The sequence below is a fragment of the Idiomarina rhizosphaerae genome (genome assembly GCF_024159085.1).
In the GTDB taxonomy this organism is placed as follows: Bacteria; Pseudomonadota; Gammaproteobacteria; order Enterobacterales; family Alteromonadaceae; genus Idiomarina; species Idiomarina rhizosphaerae.
Window position 1 is genome coordinate 13,008 of sequence record NZ_JAMZDE010000005.1, and the last position, 17,648, is coordinate 30,655.

Annotated in this window: 16 protein-coding genes and 2 tRNA genes; 13 read left to right on the plus strand and 5 right to left on the minus strand. The window is 47.7% G+C overall.

What is annotated here, in order from left to right; genetic code table 11:
• The first annotated feature begins 111 nt into the window (after positions 1–111).
• The 6 genes from dusB (at position 112) to NJR55_RS04145 (ending at position 7,087) form a co-directional block, all read left to right on the plus strand.
• Positions 112–1,083, plus strand: coding sequence for a tRNA dihydrouridine synthase DusB (gene dusB, locus NJR55_RS04120; RefSeq protein ID WP_253618110.1), 972 nt, complete (start codon positions 112–114; stop codon positions 1,081–1,083).
• 7 nt (positions 1,084–1,090) lie between these two features.
• Positions 1,091–1,384, plus strand: a complete 294-nt coding sequence (fis, locus tag NJR55_RS04125; protein WP_011235515.1) for a DNA-binding transcriptional regulator Fis — start codon at positions 1,091–1,093, stop codon at positions 1,382–1,384.
• Between the two features lie 78 nt (positions 1,385–1,462).
• A complete protein-coding gene (gene purH / locus NJR55_RS04130) occupies positions 1,463–3,019 on the plus strand; it encodes a bifunctional phosphoribosylaminoimidazolecarboxamide formyltransferase/IMP cyclohydrolase (protein WP_253618111.1) in 1,557 nt (518 codons plus the stop codon).
• A gap of 86 nt (positions 3,020–3,105) precedes the next feature.
• Positions 3,106–3,933: a class I SAM-dependent methyltransferase gene (locus NJR55_RS04135; RefSeq protein ID WP_253618112.1), complete on the plus strand. Its 828-nt coding sequence runs from the start codon at positions 3,106–3,108 to the stop codon at positions 3,931–3,933.
• Positions 3,934–3,951: 18 nt separating this feature from the next.
• Positions 3,952–5,235 carry a phosphoribosylamine--glycine ligase gene (gene purD, locus NJR55_RS04140; RefSeq protein WP_253618113.1) on the plus strand — a complete coding sequence of 428 codons (1,284 nt, stop codon included), beginning with the start codon at positions 3,952–3,954 and terminating at the stop codon, positions 5,233–5,235.
• Between the two features lie 73 nt (positions 5,236–5,308).
• Complete coding sequence (locus NJR55_RS04145) at positions 5,309–7,087, plus strand: bifunctional diguanylate cyclase/phosphodiesterase (protein WP_253618114.1); 1,779 nt, start codon at positions 5,309–5,311, stop codon at positions 7,085–7,087.
• On the opposite strand, the gene NJR55_RS04150 is transcribed toward NJR55_RS04145, so the two are convergent.
• The gene (locus NJR55_RS04150) at positions 7,071–7,436 is read right to left on the minus strand and encodes a MaoP family protein (RefSeq protein ID WP_253618115.1); all 366 of its coding nucleotides are present in this window, start codon (positions 7,434–7,436) and stop codon (positions 7,071–7,073) included. The two genes, NJR55_RS04145 and NJR55_RS04150, sit on opposite strands and share 17 nt — an antisense overlap.
• 207 nt (positions 7,437–7,643) lie before the next feature.
• Here NJR55_RS04150 and NJR55_RS04155 point away from each other — a divergent pair, with 207 nt between their 5' ends.
• On the plus strand, positions 7,644–8,639 hold the full coding sequence (locus NJR55_RS04155; protein ID WP_253618116.1) for a DUF4382 domain-containing protein: 996 nt from the start codon (positions 7,644–7,646) through the stop codon (positions 8,637–8,639).
• Between the two features lie 39 nt (positions 8,640–8,678).
• On the opposite strand, the gene NJR55_RS04160 is transcribed toward NJR55_RS04155, so the two are convergent.
• Positions 8,679–9,902, minus strand: a complete 1,224-nt coding sequence (locus NJR55_RS04160) for an Nramp family divalent metal transporter (protein ID WP_253618117.1) — start codon at positions 9,900–9,902, stop codon at positions 8,679–8,681.
• Positions 9,903–10,068: 166 nt separating this feature from the next.
• Here NJR55_RS04160 and NJR55_RS04165 point away from each other — a divergent pair, with 166 nt between their 5' ends.
• From NJR55_RS04165 to NJR55_RS04175, 3 genes are all read left to right on the plus strand, one after another.
• Entirely contained in the window at positions 10,069–11,910 is a 1,842-nt protein-coding gene (locus tag NJR55_RS04165) for a GNAT family N-acetyltransferase (protein ID WP_253618119.1), read from the plus strand.
• A 2-nt stretch (positions 11,911–11,912) separates the two neighbouring features.
• Positions 11,913–12,830 (plus strand): histone deacetylase family protein, encoded by a 918-nt coding sequence (locus NJR55_RS04170; RefSeq protein WP_253618120.1) that lies wholly within the window; start codon positions 11,913–11,915, stop codon positions 12,828–12,830.
• A gap of 75 nt (positions 12,831–12,905) precedes the next feature.
• On the plus strand, positions 12,906–14,051 hold the full coding sequence (locus tag NJR55_RS04175) for a dicarboxylate/amino acid:cation symporter (protein WP_253618122.1): 1,146 nt from the start codon (positions 12,906–12,908) through the stop codon (positions 14,049–14,051).
• Positions 14,052–14,123: 72 nt separating this feature from the next.
• Here NJR55_RS04175 and NJR55_RS04180 read toward each other — a convergent pair.
• The 3 genes from NJR55_RS04180 to orn form a co-directional block, all read right to left on the minus strand.
• Positions 14,124–14,199 (minus strand) — tRNA-Gly (locus NJR55_RS04180).
• A gap of 31 nt (positions 14,200–14,230) precedes the next feature.
• Positions 14,231–14,306 (minus strand) — tRNA-Gly (locus tag NJR55_RS04185).
• Positions 14,307–14,374: 68 nt separating this feature from the next.
• The gene (gene orn / locus NJR55_RS04190) at positions 14,375–14,926 is read right to left on the minus strand and encodes an oligoribonuclease (RefSeq protein WP_253618123.1); all 552 of its coding nucleotides are present in this window, start codon (positions 14,924–14,926) and stop codon (positions 14,375–14,377) included.
• Between the two features lie 69 nt (positions 14,927–14,995).
• Between orn and rsgA the strand changes: the two genes are divergently transcribed.
• Genes rsgA through NJR55_RS04205 form a run of 3 tightly spaced genes read left to right on the plus strand, consistent with a single transcriptional unit; the run spans position 14,996 to position 17,645 of the window.
• A complete protein-coding gene (gene rsgA, locus NJR55_RS04195) occupies positions 14,996–16,039 on the plus strand; it encodes a small ribosomal subunit biogenesis GTPase RsgA (protein WP_253618125.1) in 1,044 nt (347 codons plus the stop codon).
• Positions 16,040–16,041: 2 nt separating this feature from the next.
• A complete protein-coding gene (gene asd, locus NJR55_RS04200) occupies positions 16,042–16,920 on the plus strand; it encodes an archaetidylserine decarboxylase (protein ID WP_253618127.1) in 879 nt (292 codons plus the stop codon).
• Entirely contained in the window at positions 16,917–17,645 is a 729-nt protein-coding gene (locus tag NJR55_RS04205; RefSeq protein WP_110013392.1) for a glycerophosphodiester phosphodiesterase, read from the plus strand. The genes asd and NJR55_RS04205 overlap by 4 nt, the downstream gene beginning before the upstream one ends.
• The last annotated feature ends 3 nt before the right edge of the window (positions 17,646–17,648 follow it).

Below are 17,648 nucleotides of genomic sequence, written 5' to 3' on the forward strand. Positions count from 1 at the left end.
TGTCAATAGTAAAAAATGAAAAAAAGACTCAAATTGCGTAATAAATAGCCTTTTCTTTATCGCGCAAATTCCCTAAAATTCCTCACCCTTTCGCTGAGTAGTTTTTAACCGATGCGGATTGGTCCATATCAACTCGACAATCAGGTCATATTAGCTCCCATGGCTGGAGTTACTGATCAGCCGTTCCGTCAGCTGTGTTACAGCACGGGGGCTGGACTTACAGTATCAGAGATGCTGTCCAGTAACCCGAAGGTATGGCAGACCGATAAATCCAGGCAACGCATGGATCATTCGGGAGAGCTGGGCATTCGTGCTGTGCAGATAGCAGGCTCTGAGCCGGCATTAATGGCCGAAGCAGCGCGCGTGAATGTGAGTATGGGTGCGCAGATTATTGACATAAATATGGGCTGCCCGGCGAAAAAGGTAAACAAGAAGATGGCTGGCTCGGCGCTTATGCAGCATCCCGAGTTAGTAGAAGAGATATTAACAGCTGTGGTTGCAGCTGTTGACGTTCCGGTAACACTGAAAACCAGAACCGGTTGGGATCCTGAACACAGAAACGGTATTGATATAGCGCAGCTGGCAGAACGTTGCGGTATTCAGTCTCTTGCCATTCATGGTCGTACTCGTGCCTGCATGTACAAAGGCATTGCCGAATACGACACCATAAAGGCAATTAAGAAGGCTGTTTCTATCCCGGTAGTGGCTAACGGCGATATCCGTACACCACTGCAGGCTCAACAGGTTTTAGAGTACACCGGAGCCGACGCCATTATGATTGGTCGCGGCGCGCAGGGTAACCCCTGGCTGTTTCGGGAAATTGCTCATTTTCTTGAAACAGGACAGGAGCTAAGCCCGCCGTCCTTAACCGAAGTGGCTGAGACCGTTATTCATCACGTTGGCAAACTGCACGAATTTTACGGCAGTTACCAGGGTGTCAGAATCGCCCGGAAACACGTTGGTTGGTATTTAAAAGAAAAAGCCAGCAATGATGAATTCAGGCAAACATTTAATCGTCTTGAGGATGCCTGCGAGCAACTTAAGGCACTTGAAGATTATTTTGTCACTGTAGAGAAGAGATAAGCGCATTATGTTTGATCAAAACCCTAGTCGTGAGAACGTATCTCCCCTAACCACTATCGGCAATAACGCACAGCCAAAGCCACTGCGTGATTCCGTAAAACAAGCATTGAACAGTTTTCTGCGTCAGCTTGATGGTCAGGATCCTGAAGAACTTTACGAGTTAGTGCTATCTGAAGTAGAAGCACCGTTACTTGAAGAAGTCATGACTTACACCCGGGGTAATCAAACCCGCGCCGCAACCATGTTAGGCATTAACCGCGGCACCTTACGCAAGAAGCTGAAAAAATACGGCATGAATTAAGAAGTTTTTTGGGCGCCTTTTGGCGCCCTTTTTTTATTAACCTCCCCGTAAGTTAACTCAGTATAGAAAGGCAAAACAATGGAAACCCGTCCAATCCAACGCGCTTTAATCAGTGTTTCTGATAAAACCGGTATTGTTGAATTCGCTCAAGCTTTGGCTAAAAAGAACATTGAAATTCTCTCTACAGGCGGTACAGCCAAACTGCTTCGTGACTCAGGCATTGCCGTTATTGATGTTTCTGAACATACCGGTCAGGAAGAGATTATGGGCGGACGGGTAAAGACACTGCACCCTAAGGTTCATGGCGGTATTCTAGGTCGCCGCGATGTCGACCAGAATGTTATGCAGGAGCAAAATATTGCTCCTATCGATATGGTTGTAGTGAACCTGTACCCCTTCGCTGAAACGGTTGCTAAAGAAGGCTGTTCTCTCGAAGACGCTATTGAGAATATCGATATTGGCGGTCCGACTATGGTTCGTGCGGCTGCTAAAAACCACAAAGACGTGACCATTGTTGTGAATGCCAGTGACTACCAGCGCGTGCTTGCTGAACTTGAGGAACAGGGTGGAGTCAGCCACAGCACCCGTTTTGACTTAGCTGTCGCGGCATTCGAACACACCGCTCAGTACGACGGTATGATTGCCAACTACCTTGGTAAACAACTGAGTGAGAATAACTTTGCGCGCACTTTGAATCTGCAGGTATCGAAAAAGCAGGACTTACGCTACGGCGAAAACTCGCATCAGTCGGCGGCATTCTATACTGAGCGCAATGCACCAAAAGGTACCGTTTCCAGCGCGACTCAAATTCAGGGCAAAGCGTTGTCCTTTAACAATATTGCCGACACAGACGCGGCACTTGAGTGCGTAAAAAGCTTTGTTGAACCAGCCTGCGTTATTGTTAAGCACGCAAACCCTTGCGGTGTTGCAATAGGTGAATCTATTACCGACGCGTATGACCGCGCCTTTAAAACCGACCCTACCTCCGCATTTGGTGGCATTATTGCTTTTAACCGCGAGCTAGATGAAGCAACCGCAACCGCTATTGTTGAGCGTCAGTTTGTGGAAGTTATTATCGCTCCGAGTGTCAGTGAAAGCGCTAAGGCTGCTGTTGCCGGCAAAAAGAACGTTCGCTTACTGGAATGTGGTGAGTGGTCGGACTCTGTTGAGCAACTGGACTACAAGCGCGTCAACGGCGGTTTACTGGTACAGGACACGGATAACCAGGACTTCATTCAGGACGACCTGAAAGTCGTCACCGAGAAACGGCCAACTGAAGCACAGATGACCGACTTACTGTTCTGCTGGAAAGTCGCTAAGTTTGTTAAGTCTAATGCCATTGTTTATGCCAAAGACGGTATGACCATAGGTGTTGGTGCAGGCCAGATGAGCCGGGTTTACAGTGCCAAAATTGCGGGTATTAAAGCCGCTGATGAAAACCTCAGCGTACCGGGTTCGGTCATGGCGTCGGATGCTTTCTTTCCGTTCCGCGATGGCATTGACGCCGCAGCTGAAGCCGGTATAACCGCTATTATTCAGCCGGGCGGTTCTATCCGCGACGAAGAGATCATTGCTGCTGCCAATGAACACGGTATTGCGATGGTCTTTACCGGCATGAGACATTTCCGTCACTAAGCACCTTTGCTGATAACTGCAGCATTGCGTCAGTAACGTTTGGGGGCTAGTCTTATAGGCTAGTTCTCAACTCTACAGGTGATAGTATGAAAAAAATAATAACTTCTGTTTCCGCCCTTGCACTCGCAAGCATCCTTGGTGCCTGTTCGCCAGCTCCTGAAGCCGACTCTTTGCAAGCCGCTATTGACCATGAATCACGTACTGACAAGTATCAGGCTCGTGACGAATTCCGTCATCCCAAAGAAACCTTAGAGTTCTTTGAATTAGAGCCAAGCATGACGGTCGTTGAAATTTGGCCGGGCGGCGGTTGGTACACTGAAATACTGGCACCTTACCTTGCCGACGAAGGACAGCTTTACGCTGCGCACTTTCCTGAAGATTCAGGCAGCGATTATTACCAACGCTCTCTGGAAAAATTCAAAGAAAAATTAACCACCAACCCGGTTTATGGGAATGTAAATTTAACTGAATTTGCCCCGGGCTCTGATAGCGAAATTGCACCGGCAAGAAGTGCCGATAGAGTTCTGACTTTCCGCAACCTTCATAACTGGTACATGCAGGAAGGTGAAGAAGGCGTAGTACAGGCATTCCGTCAGTTTTATCAAACACTAAAGCCTAACGGCATGCTGGGTATCGTTGACCACCGTCTGCCTGAGTCGAAAGAGGCTGAAGCATTCAAAGATTCGGGTTATGTAAAAGAAAGCTGGGTCATCGATTTAGCCGAGCAAGCAGGCTTTGAGTTTGTCGCCAGTGCCGAAATCAACGCAAACCCGAAAGATACAGCCGACCACCCTAAAGGCGTATGGACTTTACCTCCGACTCTAACTCTGGGTGATGAGGATAAAGACAAATATGAAGCCATTGGTGAAAGTGATCGTTTCACCTTGAAGTTTCGCAAACCCGTTACAGACTAACAGGACAAAGCTAACCTTATGAAAGTATTGGTCGTTGGCGGCGGAGGCCGTGAACACGCTCTGGCGTGGAAAGCAGCACAATCAAACCAAGTTGACTGTGTTTATGTTGCACCCGGTAATGCAGGTACAGAGCGTGAGCCAAACCTGACAAATGTTGCCATTGGTGCCGAAGACATCGAAGGCTTACTTAACTTTGCCAAAAAGGAAGGTATAGAGCTGACTATCGTCGGGCCGGAAGCGCCATTAGTTGCAGGTATCGTTGACCGCTTCAGCGAAGCAGGATTAGCGGCTTTCGGCCCAACGGCTAAAGCATCACAGTTGGAAGGTTCTAAAGCTTTCAGCAAGGACTTTCTGCAACGTCACAGCATACCCACAGCCGACTACCAGAACTTTACTGAGGTTGAGCCAGCGAAAGCTTATGTCGCTGAAAAGGGTCTTCCTATTGTCATTAAGGCCGACGGACTGGCCGCTGGCAAAGGCGTTATTATTGCCGAAAGTCAGGAACAGGCTGATGCCGCTATCGACGACATGCTGGCCGGTAACCGTTTCGGCGATGCCGGGCATCGCGTTGTTATCGAAGAGTTTTTACGCGGTGAAGAAGCGTCTTTCATTGTTATGGTTGACGGTAAACATGCCATACCTTTTGCCTCAAGCCAGGATCATAAAGCCCGCGATAATGGCGACAAAGGACCTAACACCGGCGGTATGGGCGCGTATTCGCCCGCTCCGGTGGTTTCTCCGGCGATCCATGACTGGGTCATGCAGCATGTGATTAAACCCACTGTCGAAGGAATGGCAGCAGAGGGGGCACCTTACAAGGGCTTTCTGTACGCTGGTTTGATGATTGCTGAAGACGGCACCGCCAAAGTACTGGAATACAACTGTCGCTTTGGTGACCCGGAAACTCAGCCAATTATGATGCGGTTGAAATCCGATCTGGTCGAACTTTGCCTTCAGGCAATTGAGGGCAAGCTCAACCAGGCACCTATCGACTTTGATGAGCGTGCCGCAGTTGGCGTGGTTATGGCCGCGGGTGGGTACCCTGAAAGCTATGCAAAAGGTGACGTCATTCACGGTTTGCCGGATCACGCACCTGAGAACCAGAAGGTATTCCACGCCGGGACTAAAATGGACAATGGCAAAGTGGTCACTAGTGGTGGTCGAGTTTTGTGTTGTACGGCTTTGGGTGACACTGTTACAGAAGCACAAAAACTGGCGTATCAACTGGTCGATCAAGTGAGCTGGAACAACGCCTATTACCGTACGGATATCGCTCACCGCGCAATAAAACGCGAGAGCTAAATACTTACCTCCTGTCATAGCACTGTCATAAAATAAAACTAAGCTTTTATGTCGTGCTGTAACAGGAGGTTCCATGTCAGGGTCTGATTTAACTCAAGAGCTGTTAAGCCTTATTCAGGAAAAACAGCTTTATCCTCTATTCCAGCCTGTTATGGACACTTCCCGCGGAATTGTTATTGGCCACGAAGCTCTTATTCGTGGACCCAAAGGCCACCCTCTTGAATTCCCGGATCGCCTGTTTTCTCTCGCCAGCCAGGTACAGTTACTCTCTGAACTAGAGCTTGCCTGCCGCTCGGCAGCAATGGAAGCGTTTCAAAAAAACGCAATGCAGGGAAAGCTATTTCTTAACGTTAACCCTAACGTTTTGCAGGACGACAGCCACCCTCATGGCTCAACATTACGCTTGTCTCAGCAATTCGGCATAGCGCCGGAACAAATCGTTATCGAAATTTCAGAGCGTTACCCAATTGAAGATACCGAGAACTTAAAACACGCTATTATTCATTATCAGAAACTGGGGTTTATGATAGCAATTGATGATTTAGGAGCCGGTTACTCAGGGCTGAAACTCTGGTCAGAATTACGTCCTGACTATGTGAAAATTGATCGATACTTTATTCATTCTATTGAAACGTCCTCTGTAAAAAGAGAATTTGTACAAAGTATTTTATCGCTGGCCACCAGTCTGCGCACAAAAGTTGTTGTGGAAGGCATTGAAACCCCAGATGAGCTTGAGCAATTGCAGGCCATGGGAGTTAATTATTGTCAGGGGTTCCTGCTTGGCAGACCCGCGCCTTATCCGGTGTTGGAGGTTCCGTCCTCGCTGCTGCTGCCGCATCATCATGTTGCATTAAACTACCAAAGCACTATCGCCAGTGTGGTCGATACCATTCATTGCGTATCAGCTCATACGCGCTCATCTGAAGTACTTGATACCTTTACACAGGACAAAACCTTATCTTCCCTGCCCGTTATTCATGAGAAGAGAGTCGCCGGAATTATTCGCAGAGAAAAGATTATGGAATTCTTTTCCGGTTCCTACGGTCATGCACTTTATGCCAACAAACCGGTTTCTTACATAATGGACGAACACCCTCTTTCCGTTGACTGGCAAACGTCGCTGGAAGAAGTAAGCCAACTTATTACCGATAACGACGAAGTCGATATTTATCAGCACATTATTGTGACTAAAAGCGATGTTTACTACGGTGTGGCATCCATTAAAAACCTACTACGCAGGATAACTGAATTAAAGGTTAACAATGCACGCCATGCTAACCCTCTAACTCAACTGCCGGGCAACGTGGCCATTAACCAAATTATCGAAGACCAACTTTCCCGGGCACGGTCATTTCACGTAGCCTACTTTGATTTGAACCATTTTAAGCCCTACAACGACATTTATGGGTACGAACAGGGCGACCAAATTATTAAATGGCTGGCACAGATACTGCAAAAGCAATTATTCAGACACGGTCATTTCATTGGTCACATTGGCGGAGACGACTTTGTGGCCATTTTCAAAGACACAGATAAAGAACAAACCGAACAACAATGTAATAAAATTATCAGAGATTTCGAGCAGGATATTACCCGTTTTTATCATCAGGAACACATTGATTTAGGGGGAATAAAAGCGCTATCCCGAAACGGCACACCGGTTTTCTATCCTTTACTGGGCCTCGCTATAGGAGTTGTTCAGCCTGACCCTTCCGAGTGTTTATCGCATCACGATGTCGCACTGCTGGCCAGTGAAGCCAAAAAAGAAGCCAAACAATCTGACGGCAGCCATTGCTACATGTGCCACCGTCAAAAACCCAGACGTTTACGCCAAATCAGTCCTCAACAATAAGATCGTCTTCCGTATCCGAGGCTGAACTGAAGGTGTCATCAGCAAATTTCCCCCGACCATACATACTGGCAACCTTAGGCCGGTGAATTCGCGCCTGATACTTGGCCCAAACTTTTTCTACAGTACTTACCGGAGCTTGCTCACCTTTGCACGCAGCCAGTAATTGGATGTCTTCTTTTAAAGTCGGCTTAAACTCACCGTTCAGCATAGCTGTAATCAAACAACCATAATGAGTCAATGCGTCGCTTTCCCGAATTGAAAAGTCGCCGGAGCGTGAAAAGCCATAAGGATAGTTGCGGAAATCGTTAAACGGTTTCTTTAACAGTGATTCACGGGTCATCTTGGTCATGTGTAAGCCCTTCCTACAGACTAAAAACCGAACAAAAGTCTGTCGTTGTATACGACAAAGACGATATAGAGCTAACTCAGAACTTTGTCAATGAAAATTTTTGTAAAATGCCTTTTAACAAATTCTTACCGCATCTATAAATTAGCCTCACGTAATCAAATATGCCATTTTTTCCCCTATTATTTTACAGCTGAAAGGAAGAGCACTATGAATAAGTTAATGTTAACAACTCTGGCTACCGCTACGTTAAGTCTGGCTGCATGCGGAGGCTCAGATAGTAATGACACTAACGATGTCGCTCAGTTCTCATTAGGTATCAGTGACGCCCCTGTCGACAATGCAGAATCCGTTGTCGCCTGCTTTAACGCAATTGAGCTTACGGGAAATGGCGACTCTCCCCGCACTTTCACTGTTGGTGAAGACATAGAGGCCCCTGAAGAAAATGATCTTTGCACTAACGAGGAAGGTCAGCCCATAGCTAACACCATAGGTATTAATTTATTAGAATTCACCGGTAACGATTCTATGATGTTTCTGGAAGATGCTGAAATAGAAGCAGGGCAATACGGTCAATTGAGGCTGGTTATGGCCGATGGCTCATACATTATGGCCGACACAAATAGTGATGGGGAAGCAGAGAAGGTGAGTGTTCAGGTTCCTTCTAATGAACTTAAACTGGACGGCTTTATTGCCGATGCCGGTGGCAACCTTAACTTTACGGTGGAATTTGACTTACGCAACTCAATGACCAACCCAGTAGGACAAAGCCACTATATTCTTAAACCCAGAGGCGTTCGTTTAGTCGATAATTCTACGGTTGGCCACCTGAAAGGAACCGTAGCTGAAGGCGCACTGCTGTTTAATAACACTTGCACCGTGGCACCGGAAAACACGGAGGAGCCAGTTGCTTATGTCTATCTATACGAAGGTAGTGATCTTGACGAAGCAACTCTGGCGGATAACGGTGGTGCAGAAGAAAATACGCCGTACGCCAGCACAGCGGTTTACTTTGATGGCGTTAATACCTACGACTTTTCGCTTGGGTTTATTGCCGCAGGGGACTACACCGCCGCGCTAACCTGCAATGGTAACGACGATCCTGAAGCCGACGATGACATTAACTTCTTCTTAACGGAGGATGTCAGTATTGAAGCGTCCAGCGAACCACAAGAACTTGAGTTTATTGGTGCCGCCAGCGAGTAACCTCAAATTAAAATAAGGCTACAGGGACGTAGCTTTTACCTACCAAAACCCAAAAGCGGAACCAAGACTTCTACCACTCAGCACTACAGAAATCAGAAAAATAATTGCAGCTAAAATATTTTGCAGCAGTGAGTTGCGATATTTCCCCAACAGAGGGCTTTGGCAAAGCCACCAGAGAAAGCCGACTATCACGGGCAGCAAGATGCCATTAGCCACCTGTGCAAACCAGATTACGGTAACTGGATTAATACCAACACTGGAAATAACAATGCCAATTACCAGAATCGTGAACCAGATAATCCGAAAGGCTTTGCTGCGTAAATTAACTGACCAGCCCATAATTCCACATAGTGCATAAGCACTGGCTAAAGGCGCTGTTGTTGCCGACGAAATACCCGCCGCGAACAACCCTATTGCCATTAAATATGTGGCGCCGTCTCCAAACAATGGTCTTAAAGATTCAGCCAGGTCGCCGGCGCTTTCTATCTCAATTTTCTGACCAAAGAAGGCCGAGGCAGCTGTAGCCACAATAGCCATAGAAATAAGGCCACCAAAAGGAATAGAAAGAAAAAGATCACGTCGCGCGGCTGGCAATTCTTCTGCTGTTTTCCATTTTTTGGAAACACTGGATGCATGCAGGAAAATATTATAAGGAACCACAGTGGTACCAATTAAAGCCACCACCGTTAAAGTCGCTCCGGTCGGCATGGAAAAACCAAAGGTACCAGTGAATACCGCGTCCCAGTCCGGACCTGTTAATAGAAACGTGCCGATAAAAGCCACGCTCATTAACAGCACCATAACGATAAGAGCTCGCTCTATCACGCGCGCATTCCCGGACCAGAGTATCAATAGCGCAATAATACCAATGACAAGCGCCCAGGCATTGCTCAGCCAGCGGTCAAGTAAAGGTACCGGTCCAAGCAATTCGCTTGCACCCAGGCTTGCCCCGGAAAGGTTGCCCCCCTGATAGACACTATTGCCAATAGCAATAGCACTAAAAATGAGCAACAGCGCCAGCCACCGAAGCCAGCCAGAGGTTAAATTATTACGAATATTCTCGCCCAGACCAGCTTGAGTGACTAACCCAATACGGGCAGACATTTCCTGCAAAATGACACAGGCGACAACGGAAAACAGCAACGCCCACAGCAGTGCATAGCCGAAATTAGCACCAGCTAATGAAGCAGTAACTACCGTTCCCGGACCAATAAAAGCAGCAGCGACCAGAGCGCCTGGACCAAAGTTAGACAGTTTCAGCATAAGTATTCCTGTTCCCCGGCGACAACAGAAAAGTTAATTTTTTGAGTAACCCATTTATTGTTTTTATTTTGCATGGGAAGCATGTCCGTTTGACGGTAATTTAACCGCTGAGTCTATCTCACTTTAGAGGATTGCACAAAACACCTCACTGCGGTAAAACAGTGCTATGACAAAGACAAAACTAGACTGGTCAAAAATACTAAAATCCGGGCAGAGGATCTTTATAGGTTCGCATGCTGCGGTGCCTACGGCGCTTATTGATGACCTGATAGAAAATGCGAAAAACCTGCACGATATTGAAATTGTGCAGTTAATGACGCTGTCCGATAATAAGTGGGCAGGTCCTCAGTATCAGCAACTCTTTAAGGTAAACACCTTTTTTATTGGTGGTGATACCGTACGAACGGCGGTTAACGAAGGGCGCGCAGATTACACCCCCAGCTTCATTTCCGATATTCCTAATTTATTCAGTAACGGAATTCTGCCACTGGATGCGGCCTTAATTATGGTCAGCCCCGCCGACAAGTATGGTTACCATTCCATGGGCGTGTCGGTTGATGTAGTTGCCGCGGCAGCTAAATCGGCTAATACGGTGATAGCTCAGGTTAACCCTAATATGCCGGTTACCTATGGTCAGTCGTTTTTACACACGAATCAGATTGACCATTTTTGGGAACATGCTGCACCACTACCGGAGCTGCCACCGCCAAGCCTGGAAAACAATAAAATCATTGAACGTATAGGCCAGTACATTGCGTTGCTGGTTGAAAATGGCGCGACTCTGCAAATTGGCGTGGGCACTATTTGCGCGGCGGCACTGCGTTACCTGAGCAATCACAAAGATCTTGGTATTCATAGTGAGCTTATCACCGACGATGTTATGCACCTCATGCTCAAGGGAGTTATCAACAATCGTAAAAAAACCTTTCACCCAAACAAAATCGTCACCAGTTTTTGTATGGGCTCTAAAGCCTTGTATGACTTTGTTGATCACAACCCGCACGTTGGCTTTTACCCCAGCGAGTACGTTAACTCGCCGGCTAATGTCGCCCGTAACGACAAACTCGTAGCTATTAATAGCGCCATTGAAGTGGACTTAACCGGACAGATTGTTTCCGACTCCATAGGACATCAGTTTTACAGCGGTATTGGCGGGCAAGTTGACTTCAGTCGTGGCGCTTCCTTAAGTAAAGGTGGTAAGCCCGTCATTGCCCTGCCGTCGACTACCGAAGACGGTAAGGTGTCACGGATTGTGCCTTTTATTCGTGAAGGAGCCGGAGTGGTCACCACACGAGGGCACGTGCACTATGTCGTAACCGAATTTGGGGTGGCGTCGCTGCGCGGGAAAAGTATCCGCGAACGCGCGTTAGAACTGATTCGTGTTGCTCACCCTAAATTCCGTAGCCACCTGTTACAGGAAGTACGCAAACACTACTGGGTGCCCAACTACCAGCAACAAACGCCTGTCGATGTGCCTGAACTTGGTGACATCGGCTTTAAAAAACTAAAAATCAATAATGAGTCTTTTGATTTAAGACCGCTTTATCCCTCGGATGAACGACGATTGCAGGAGTTTTTCTACTCTCATACAAAAGAAACTCTGCAGCTACGATACAACGCAGTGCCCACCAACATGACCCGGGAAAAATCCTGTAATTTGGTCAGCGTTGATCAGTCCAAAGACCTGGCTCTGTGTATTGTTCGCCAAAAGGGTTCAGCGGTTCAAATTCAGGCCGTAGGACGTTATTACTTTATTGAGTCTCAAAATAGCTGTGAAGTGGCTTTTGTTACCCGTGAGAAGTATCAGGGGCGCGGCATGGCAGGCATGTTACTGGATGAAATGATCCGTATTGCCAAAGAGCGCAAACTGGACAGTATGCAGGCCTATGTTCTGGCAGCTAATAAGCCCATGCTCAGCGTGTTCGAGCGCGGAGGCTTTAAACGTCTACCCAGTGAAGAGCCCGGAGACGTGCTGCTGAAACTCGATCTGAACGAGGACGCAGACTAGCTATGTCTATCGTTGTTTTTAGTCACTCAGATTGCCTGGATCATATTCCTGATGAACAACACCCGGAGTGCCCGGCGCGCATAGCAGCCATTAACGACCAACTGATTCGCTCCGGAATGGACTTTGTTCTGGTCAGAAAAGACGCCTCCGACGCGCCTCTGGAGGCTATTTACAGAGCCCACACCAAAGAGCATGTCGACTTTGTTTTCGCGCAGATTCCGGAGTACGACCACGAGTGGATTGATCCGGATACCTTAGTAACCGCAGGCAGTAAAAGCGCCGCCCTGAAGGCTGCCGGAGCCGCCATCAATGCGGTGGATGATGTGCTGACCACTTACAACAAACAGGCCTTTTGTGCTGTACGCCCGCCCGGACACCACGCCACTCGCGATAAAGCGATGGGCTTCTGCCTGTTTAATAATGTTGCTATTGCCGCTTATCATGCTCTGGAAACGCACGGACTTGAACGCGTTGCCATTGTCGACTTTGATGTGCACCACGGTAACGGAACGGAAGACATTGTTCAGGGCGACGAACGCATCTTATTTTGTTCTTCTTTTCAGCAGGCGTTTTACCCCTTTACCGGCGAGGACACCAGCGCAGACAATGTCCACAACGTTCCCTTACCCGCAGGATGCAAAGGCCCGCAATGGCAGGAAGCCGTTAGCCAGCAGTGGTTTAAGGCGTTAGAAGACTTTGCACCGCAATTGATACTAATTTCCGCGGGCTTTGACGGCCACGCCGAAGACGACATGTCGCAGTTCTTACTGAAAGAAGAAGACTACCACTGGATAAGCCTCAAACTTAAAGAAATTGCCGATAATCATTGCGACGGCCGTATCGTATCTTGCCTGGAAGGCGGGTATAATCTCAGCGCTTTAGGCCGCAGCGTGGTTGCGCATTTAAAAGGCTTGCTCTAATTAGCTAAGGCTTAAATAGTGCCTAAAACAGCAGGCCTCCATTCGTAAAAACATTCATAAAAAGAGTCGAGTATTATGGGATTAATTCTTAAGCTAGTTGCGGGTATTGTCGCCGGTATTCTCATTGGGCTATACCTGCCCGAGTGGGTCAGCCAACTGTTATTGACCTTTAAAGCTCTGTTTGGTCAGTTGTTATTCTTCACTATCCCATTACTTATTTTATTCTTCATTACCAGCGGTATTGCCAGCTTACCAAGCAACTCCGGAAAAATGCTGGGGAAAACCTTAGGTATTGCTTATGCCTCTACCGTCATCGCGGGTAGTGTTGCGTTTTTCGCCGCCAGCCTCGTCGTGCCCTGGCTAACCACCGATGCTCAGAGTGTTTCTACCGAAGCCAAAGCCACTATCGAGCCCTTTATTGAGCTGTCAGTTCCGCCGCTTATGGAAGTCATGTCAGCGCTGGTTTTAGCCTTCATCTTTGGACTGGGTATAGCCAGTACCAAAGCGGAAAGCTTGAAGAAACTGTCAGATCAGGGCCGTGACATTATCGAGTTGCTGTTAGTTAAAGTTATTATTCCATTACTGCCGCTGTATATTGCCGGTATCTTTGCTGAAATGGCCGTTGCTGGCACCGTGTTTAACACCCTGAAAACCTTTGGTGTGATACTCGTACTCGCCGTTGCCCTACACTGGGTTTACCTTACCTCTATGTACATTATGGCGGGAATTAAAACCGGCCGGTCACCGCTGTTTTTAATCAAAAATATGCTGCCAGCCTATTTCACAGCATTAGGTACTATGTCGAGTGCCGCAACTATTCCGGTCACCCTGCAAAGCGTGCGTAAAAACAAAGTCGATAACGACGTAGCCAACTTTACTGTGCCGCTTTGCGCTACCGTTCACTTAGCCGGCTCCACCATTACCATTGTCAGCTGTGCGGTCGCGGTTATGGTGCTGCATAATTCTCTGGCCATTCCCGGTTTCTTTACCATGCTGCCGTTTATTTTAATGCTTGGCATTGTCATGTTAGCCGCACCAGGTGTGCCCGGCGGCGCCGTTATGTCGGCGGTTGGCCTATTGGGTTCAATGCTGGGCTTCGGCGAAACCGCTATCGCCTTAATGATAGCCCTGTACATGGCACAGGACAGCTTCGGTACCGCCTGTAATATTACGGGTGATGGTGCTATAGCTATGTTTGTGGATAGTTCGAAGAAGAGTTAGCAAACGAAGGTTCAGAACATTGAATCGCTGGTGCGTATCAAATTCAATTTAAACGTACTAGCGATTAAAATTTGGAGCGGGAAACGAGATTCGAACTCGCGACCCCAACCTTGGCAAGGTTGTGCTCTACCAGCTGAGCTATTCCCGCGTATTGGTACTTCTGGTGGAAAGACTGACGTTGGAGCGGGAAACGAGATTCGAACTCGCGACCCCAACCTTGGCAAGGTTGTGCTCTACCAGCTGAGCTATTCCCGCTTCGTCAGTGCGGCGTGTATTCTACTGATACCACCGATAAGGTCAATAGTTTTCGCGCCGCAATTGGTTTATTTGCTGAAAAAATGCTCTCGATAGTGCTGTAATTCTGCAATAGACTCGCGAATATCCGCTAAAGCCTCATGCGCACCTGACTTTTTAAAGCTATTAGCAACTTCCGGGTTCCAGCGTTTAGCCAGCTCTTTTAACGTACTGACGTCTAAATTACGGTAGTGGAAAAAAGCTTCCAGTTCAGGCATATGCTTTGCCAGAAAACGGCGATCCTGACAGATACTGTTGCCGCACATTGGCGATACACCAGCATCAATGTACTGCTTTAAAAACTCAATGGTCTCTGCAGCCGCTTTACGTTCGTCGTGCTGACTCTCCTTTACCCGCTCAACCAGACCGGAGCCGGTGTGCGTTTTTACATTCCAGTCGTCCATTCTGTCCAGGTACTTTTGCGGCTGATGAACCGCAATAACAGGCCCTTCGGCCAGAGTGTTTAACTCGGCATCGGTGACTATGGTAGCCACTTCAATAATATGATTCTCATCAGGCTCCAGGCCTGTCATTTCAAGGTCAATCCAAATTAAGCGTTGTTTCTTATTGTCCTCGGTCATTACCCTGCTCTCTCAATACAATTTGTTGTATGATAGCGTCATTTCTAGCACGACAACAGGTTAACGGGCTTGGTAAAACGCAGACGTCTTAACAAAGGTCAGCAACGGCAAGTATCAGTCAATCAGAAAAAACGACTGAAAAACACCGATATAGAATGGACTGACAGCCAACTTAATGCGCCGGAGCCCGGTCGCGTTATCAGCCGCTTTGGCCAACATGCCGATATCCGTGACGAGCAGGGAAACACCTACCGCTGCCATATTCGCCGAGTCATCAGTAGTCTGGTCTGTGGCGACAGCGTTTTATGGTCCAGATCTTCAGTCGAGCAACAAGGAATGCAGGGTGTGGTGGTTGCCGTTCAGGAGCGCGACAGTTTGCTTTCGCGCCCCGACTACTACGACGGTCTTAAACCGGTTGCCGCTAATATTGATCAAATCTTTATTATCTCGAGCGTATTACCCAGCTTCTCCTCTCCAATTATCGATCGCTACTTAGTCGCCTGCGAAGACATTGGCATAGAGCCGGTTATTGTCCTGAATAAAGCCGATTTACTGCCGGAAATAGACGAAGAAGAGCGCAACCATATCCAGCAGCGCTTAAAAGACTACGAGAGTATTGGCTATAAAGTCCTTAACGTCAGCAGCGCGACTCTGGATGGTCTGGATGCCCTGCAGGACATGCTAAAAGACAGTATTTCTATTGTGGTTGGACAGTCGGGAGTGGGCAAATCCTCGCTGGTCAATCAACTGCTACCTGACGTGAACGCCGAAACAAATTTAGTGTCCGATAATTCAGGATTAGGACAGCACACAACCACAGTCGCGACTTGGTATGACTTAAAGCAAGGCGGCGCATTGATTGACTCCCCCGGGATTCGGGAATTTTCATTGTGGCATCTGGAACCCGAGCGAATCGCTCGTTGCTATGTGGACTTTCGCGACTATTTAGGCGGCTGTAAATTCCGTGACTGCAAACACGCAGACGACCCGGGTTGTGCATTACAGGAAGCTGTCAGCAACAATCAATTGCATGACTGGCGTCTTTCTAATTATCATCGCATTATTGAGACTATGAAAACACAAAAGCCCAGTCGGGCAATTAGAGGTAAATAACTGTGGCTAAGACCGATAAAGTCAAAATCTTCTTCCAGCATGTCATGCCTAAGCATTTAATTTCCCGGTTAATAGGAAAGTTTGCTGCGGCGCGTGCCGGATGGTTTACTCAGCTGTTTATCCGTTGGTTTATCCGACAGTATAAAATTGATATGAGTGAAGCCATTGAAGAATCGCCAAAAGCTTATAAAACCTTTAATGCGTTTTTTACCCGCCATTTAAAACCTGAGCTCAGACCCTTAGAGGCCAGCGAAAGCGAACTGGCTCATCCGGTCGATGGTGCAGTCAGCCAATTGGGCGACATTGAAAACGGACGTATTTTCCAGGCCAAAGGCCACGATTATTCGTTACAGGAATTACTGGGAGGCAACGAAGAAGACGCGAAACCTTTCGTTGACGGTAAATTCGCGACCATTTATTTAGCGCCAAAAGACTACCATCGCATTCATATGCCCTGCGACGGCGTGCTGAAAAAAATGATTTATGTGCCAGGTGACTTGTACTCCGTTAACCCTTTAACGGCGGCTAATGTCCCTAACCTTTTTGCCCGAAATGAACGCGTGGTTGCCATTTTTGATACCGAAGTTGGCCCCATGTCACTCGTATTGGTTGGCGCTACAATCGTTGCCAGTATCGGTACTGTATGGTCCGGTACCATAACGCCTCCTACCGGCGACCGCATTCAAAGCTGGTCATATCCAACCTCGGGACACTCTGCTATACATCTTAAAAAAGGTGAGGAAATGGGGCACTTCAAACTGGGCTCAACCGTTGTGTTAACCTTTGCTAAAGACGCTATTGAGTTTGACGATGAACTTAAACCTCAGTCAGTAACTCGCATGGGTGAGGTGATGGCAGAAATAAAAGAGAGCGACGATTGATTTTATGGGCTCACCGAGGAGCCAGTTATGAGGCTCCGGAAAACACGCTCGCCGCGTTCTCGCGCGCAATGGACAGCGGAGTGCATGGCATAGAGCTGGATGTATACGCCATTGACGGTGAGCGTTTTGTCTTTCACGATCGGTATTTAGAACGCCTGACCGCCACCCCGGGCAGATTAAAAGATTTAACCGCAGAGCAAATTCGGCATCTGAAGGTCTTCGGTCAGCAGTCTATCCCCACGCTGCGAGAAGCTTTAGCTCATATTAACGGACATTGTCATGTCAACATCGAGCTTAAAGGCGATGTGCCGACCAAAGAGCTGTTACTGGACGTTGATTACGCTCTGCAGAACTCGAATTTTAAGCCCGAGCAACTGCTGGTTTCGTCTTTTAACCACCATTGGTTACAACGCCTTAAAAAGCGTCGTCCCAGCATTAAAATTGGAGCGTTAAGTGCCAGTTGCCCTTTGAGTTATTGCTACTTCGCTGAAGAACTCAAAGCCTTCTCAGCTCATTTCGCTGTCGACTTTGTGACACCTGAGTTAGTCGCAGATGGTCATCGCCGGGGCTTACAAGTTTATGTCTATACTGTGGATGGCCAGCACGACATTGAAGAACTGCACGCAATGGGAGTCGACGGTATTTTTACTAATCACCCAAGTTATGCACAAAACGTCGTTGCCGGCCTGACCACTGCCGGCAACGAACCTATTCTGCACTATTAGCAC

What these genes read in the sequence shown, in the direction of transcription:
- purH (WP_253618111.1), top strand. Translation starts at nt 1,463, where the DNA reads ATGGAAACCCGTCCAATCCAACGCGCTTTAATCAGTGTTTCTGATAAA.
- NJR55_RS04135 (WP_253618112.1), top strand. Translation starts at nt 3,106, where the DNA reads ATGAAAAAAATAATAACTTCTGTTTCCGCCCTTGCACTCGCAAGCATC.
- dusB (WP_253618110.1), top strand. Translation starts at nt 112, where the DNA reads ATGCGGATTGGTCCATATCAACTCGACAATCAGGTCATATTAGCTCCC.
- NJR55_RS04170 (WP_253618120.1), top strand. Translation starts at nt 11,913, where the DNA reads ATGTCTATCGTTGTTTTTAGTCACTCAGATTGCCTGGATCATATTCCT.
- purD (WP_253618113.1), top strand. Translation starts at nt 3,952, where the DNA reads ATGAAAGTATTGGTCGTTGGCGGCGGAGGCCGTGAACACGCTCTGGCG.
- NJR55_RS04175 (WP_253618122.1), top strand. Translation starts at nt 12,906, where the DNA reads ATGGGATTAATTCTTAAGCTAGTTGCGGGTATTGTCGCCGGTATTCTC.
- NJR55_RS04145 (WP_253618114.1), top strand. Translation starts at nt 5,309, where the DNA reads ATGTCAGGGTCTGATTTAACTCAAGAGCTGTTAAGCCTTATTCAGGAA.
- NJR55_RS04150 (WP_253618115.1), bottom strand. Translation starts at nt 7,436, where the DNA reads ATGACCAAGATGACCCGTGAATCACTGTTAAAGAAACCGTTTAACGAT.
- orn (WP_253618123.1), bottom strand. Translation starts at nt 14,926, where the DNA reads ATGACCGAGGACAATAAGAAACAACGCTTAATTTGGATTGACCTTGAA.
- NJR55_RS04160 (WP_253618117.1), bottom strand. Translation starts at nt 9,902, where the DNA reads ATGCTGAAACTGTCTAACTTTGGTCCAGGCGCTCTGGTCGCTGCTGCT.
- NJR55_RS04155 (WP_253618116.1), top strand. Translation starts at nt 7,644, where the DNA reads ATGAATAAGTTAATGTTAACAACTCTGGCTACCGCTACGTTAAGTCTG.
- NJR55_RS04165 (WP_253618119.1), top strand. Translation starts at nt 10,069, where the DNA reads ATGACAAAGACAAAACTAGACTGGTCAAAAATACTAAAATCCGGGCAG.
- fis (WP_011235515.1), top strand. Translation starts at nt 1,091, where the DNA reads ATGTTTGATCAAAACCCTAGTCGTGAGAACGTATCTCCCCTAACCACT.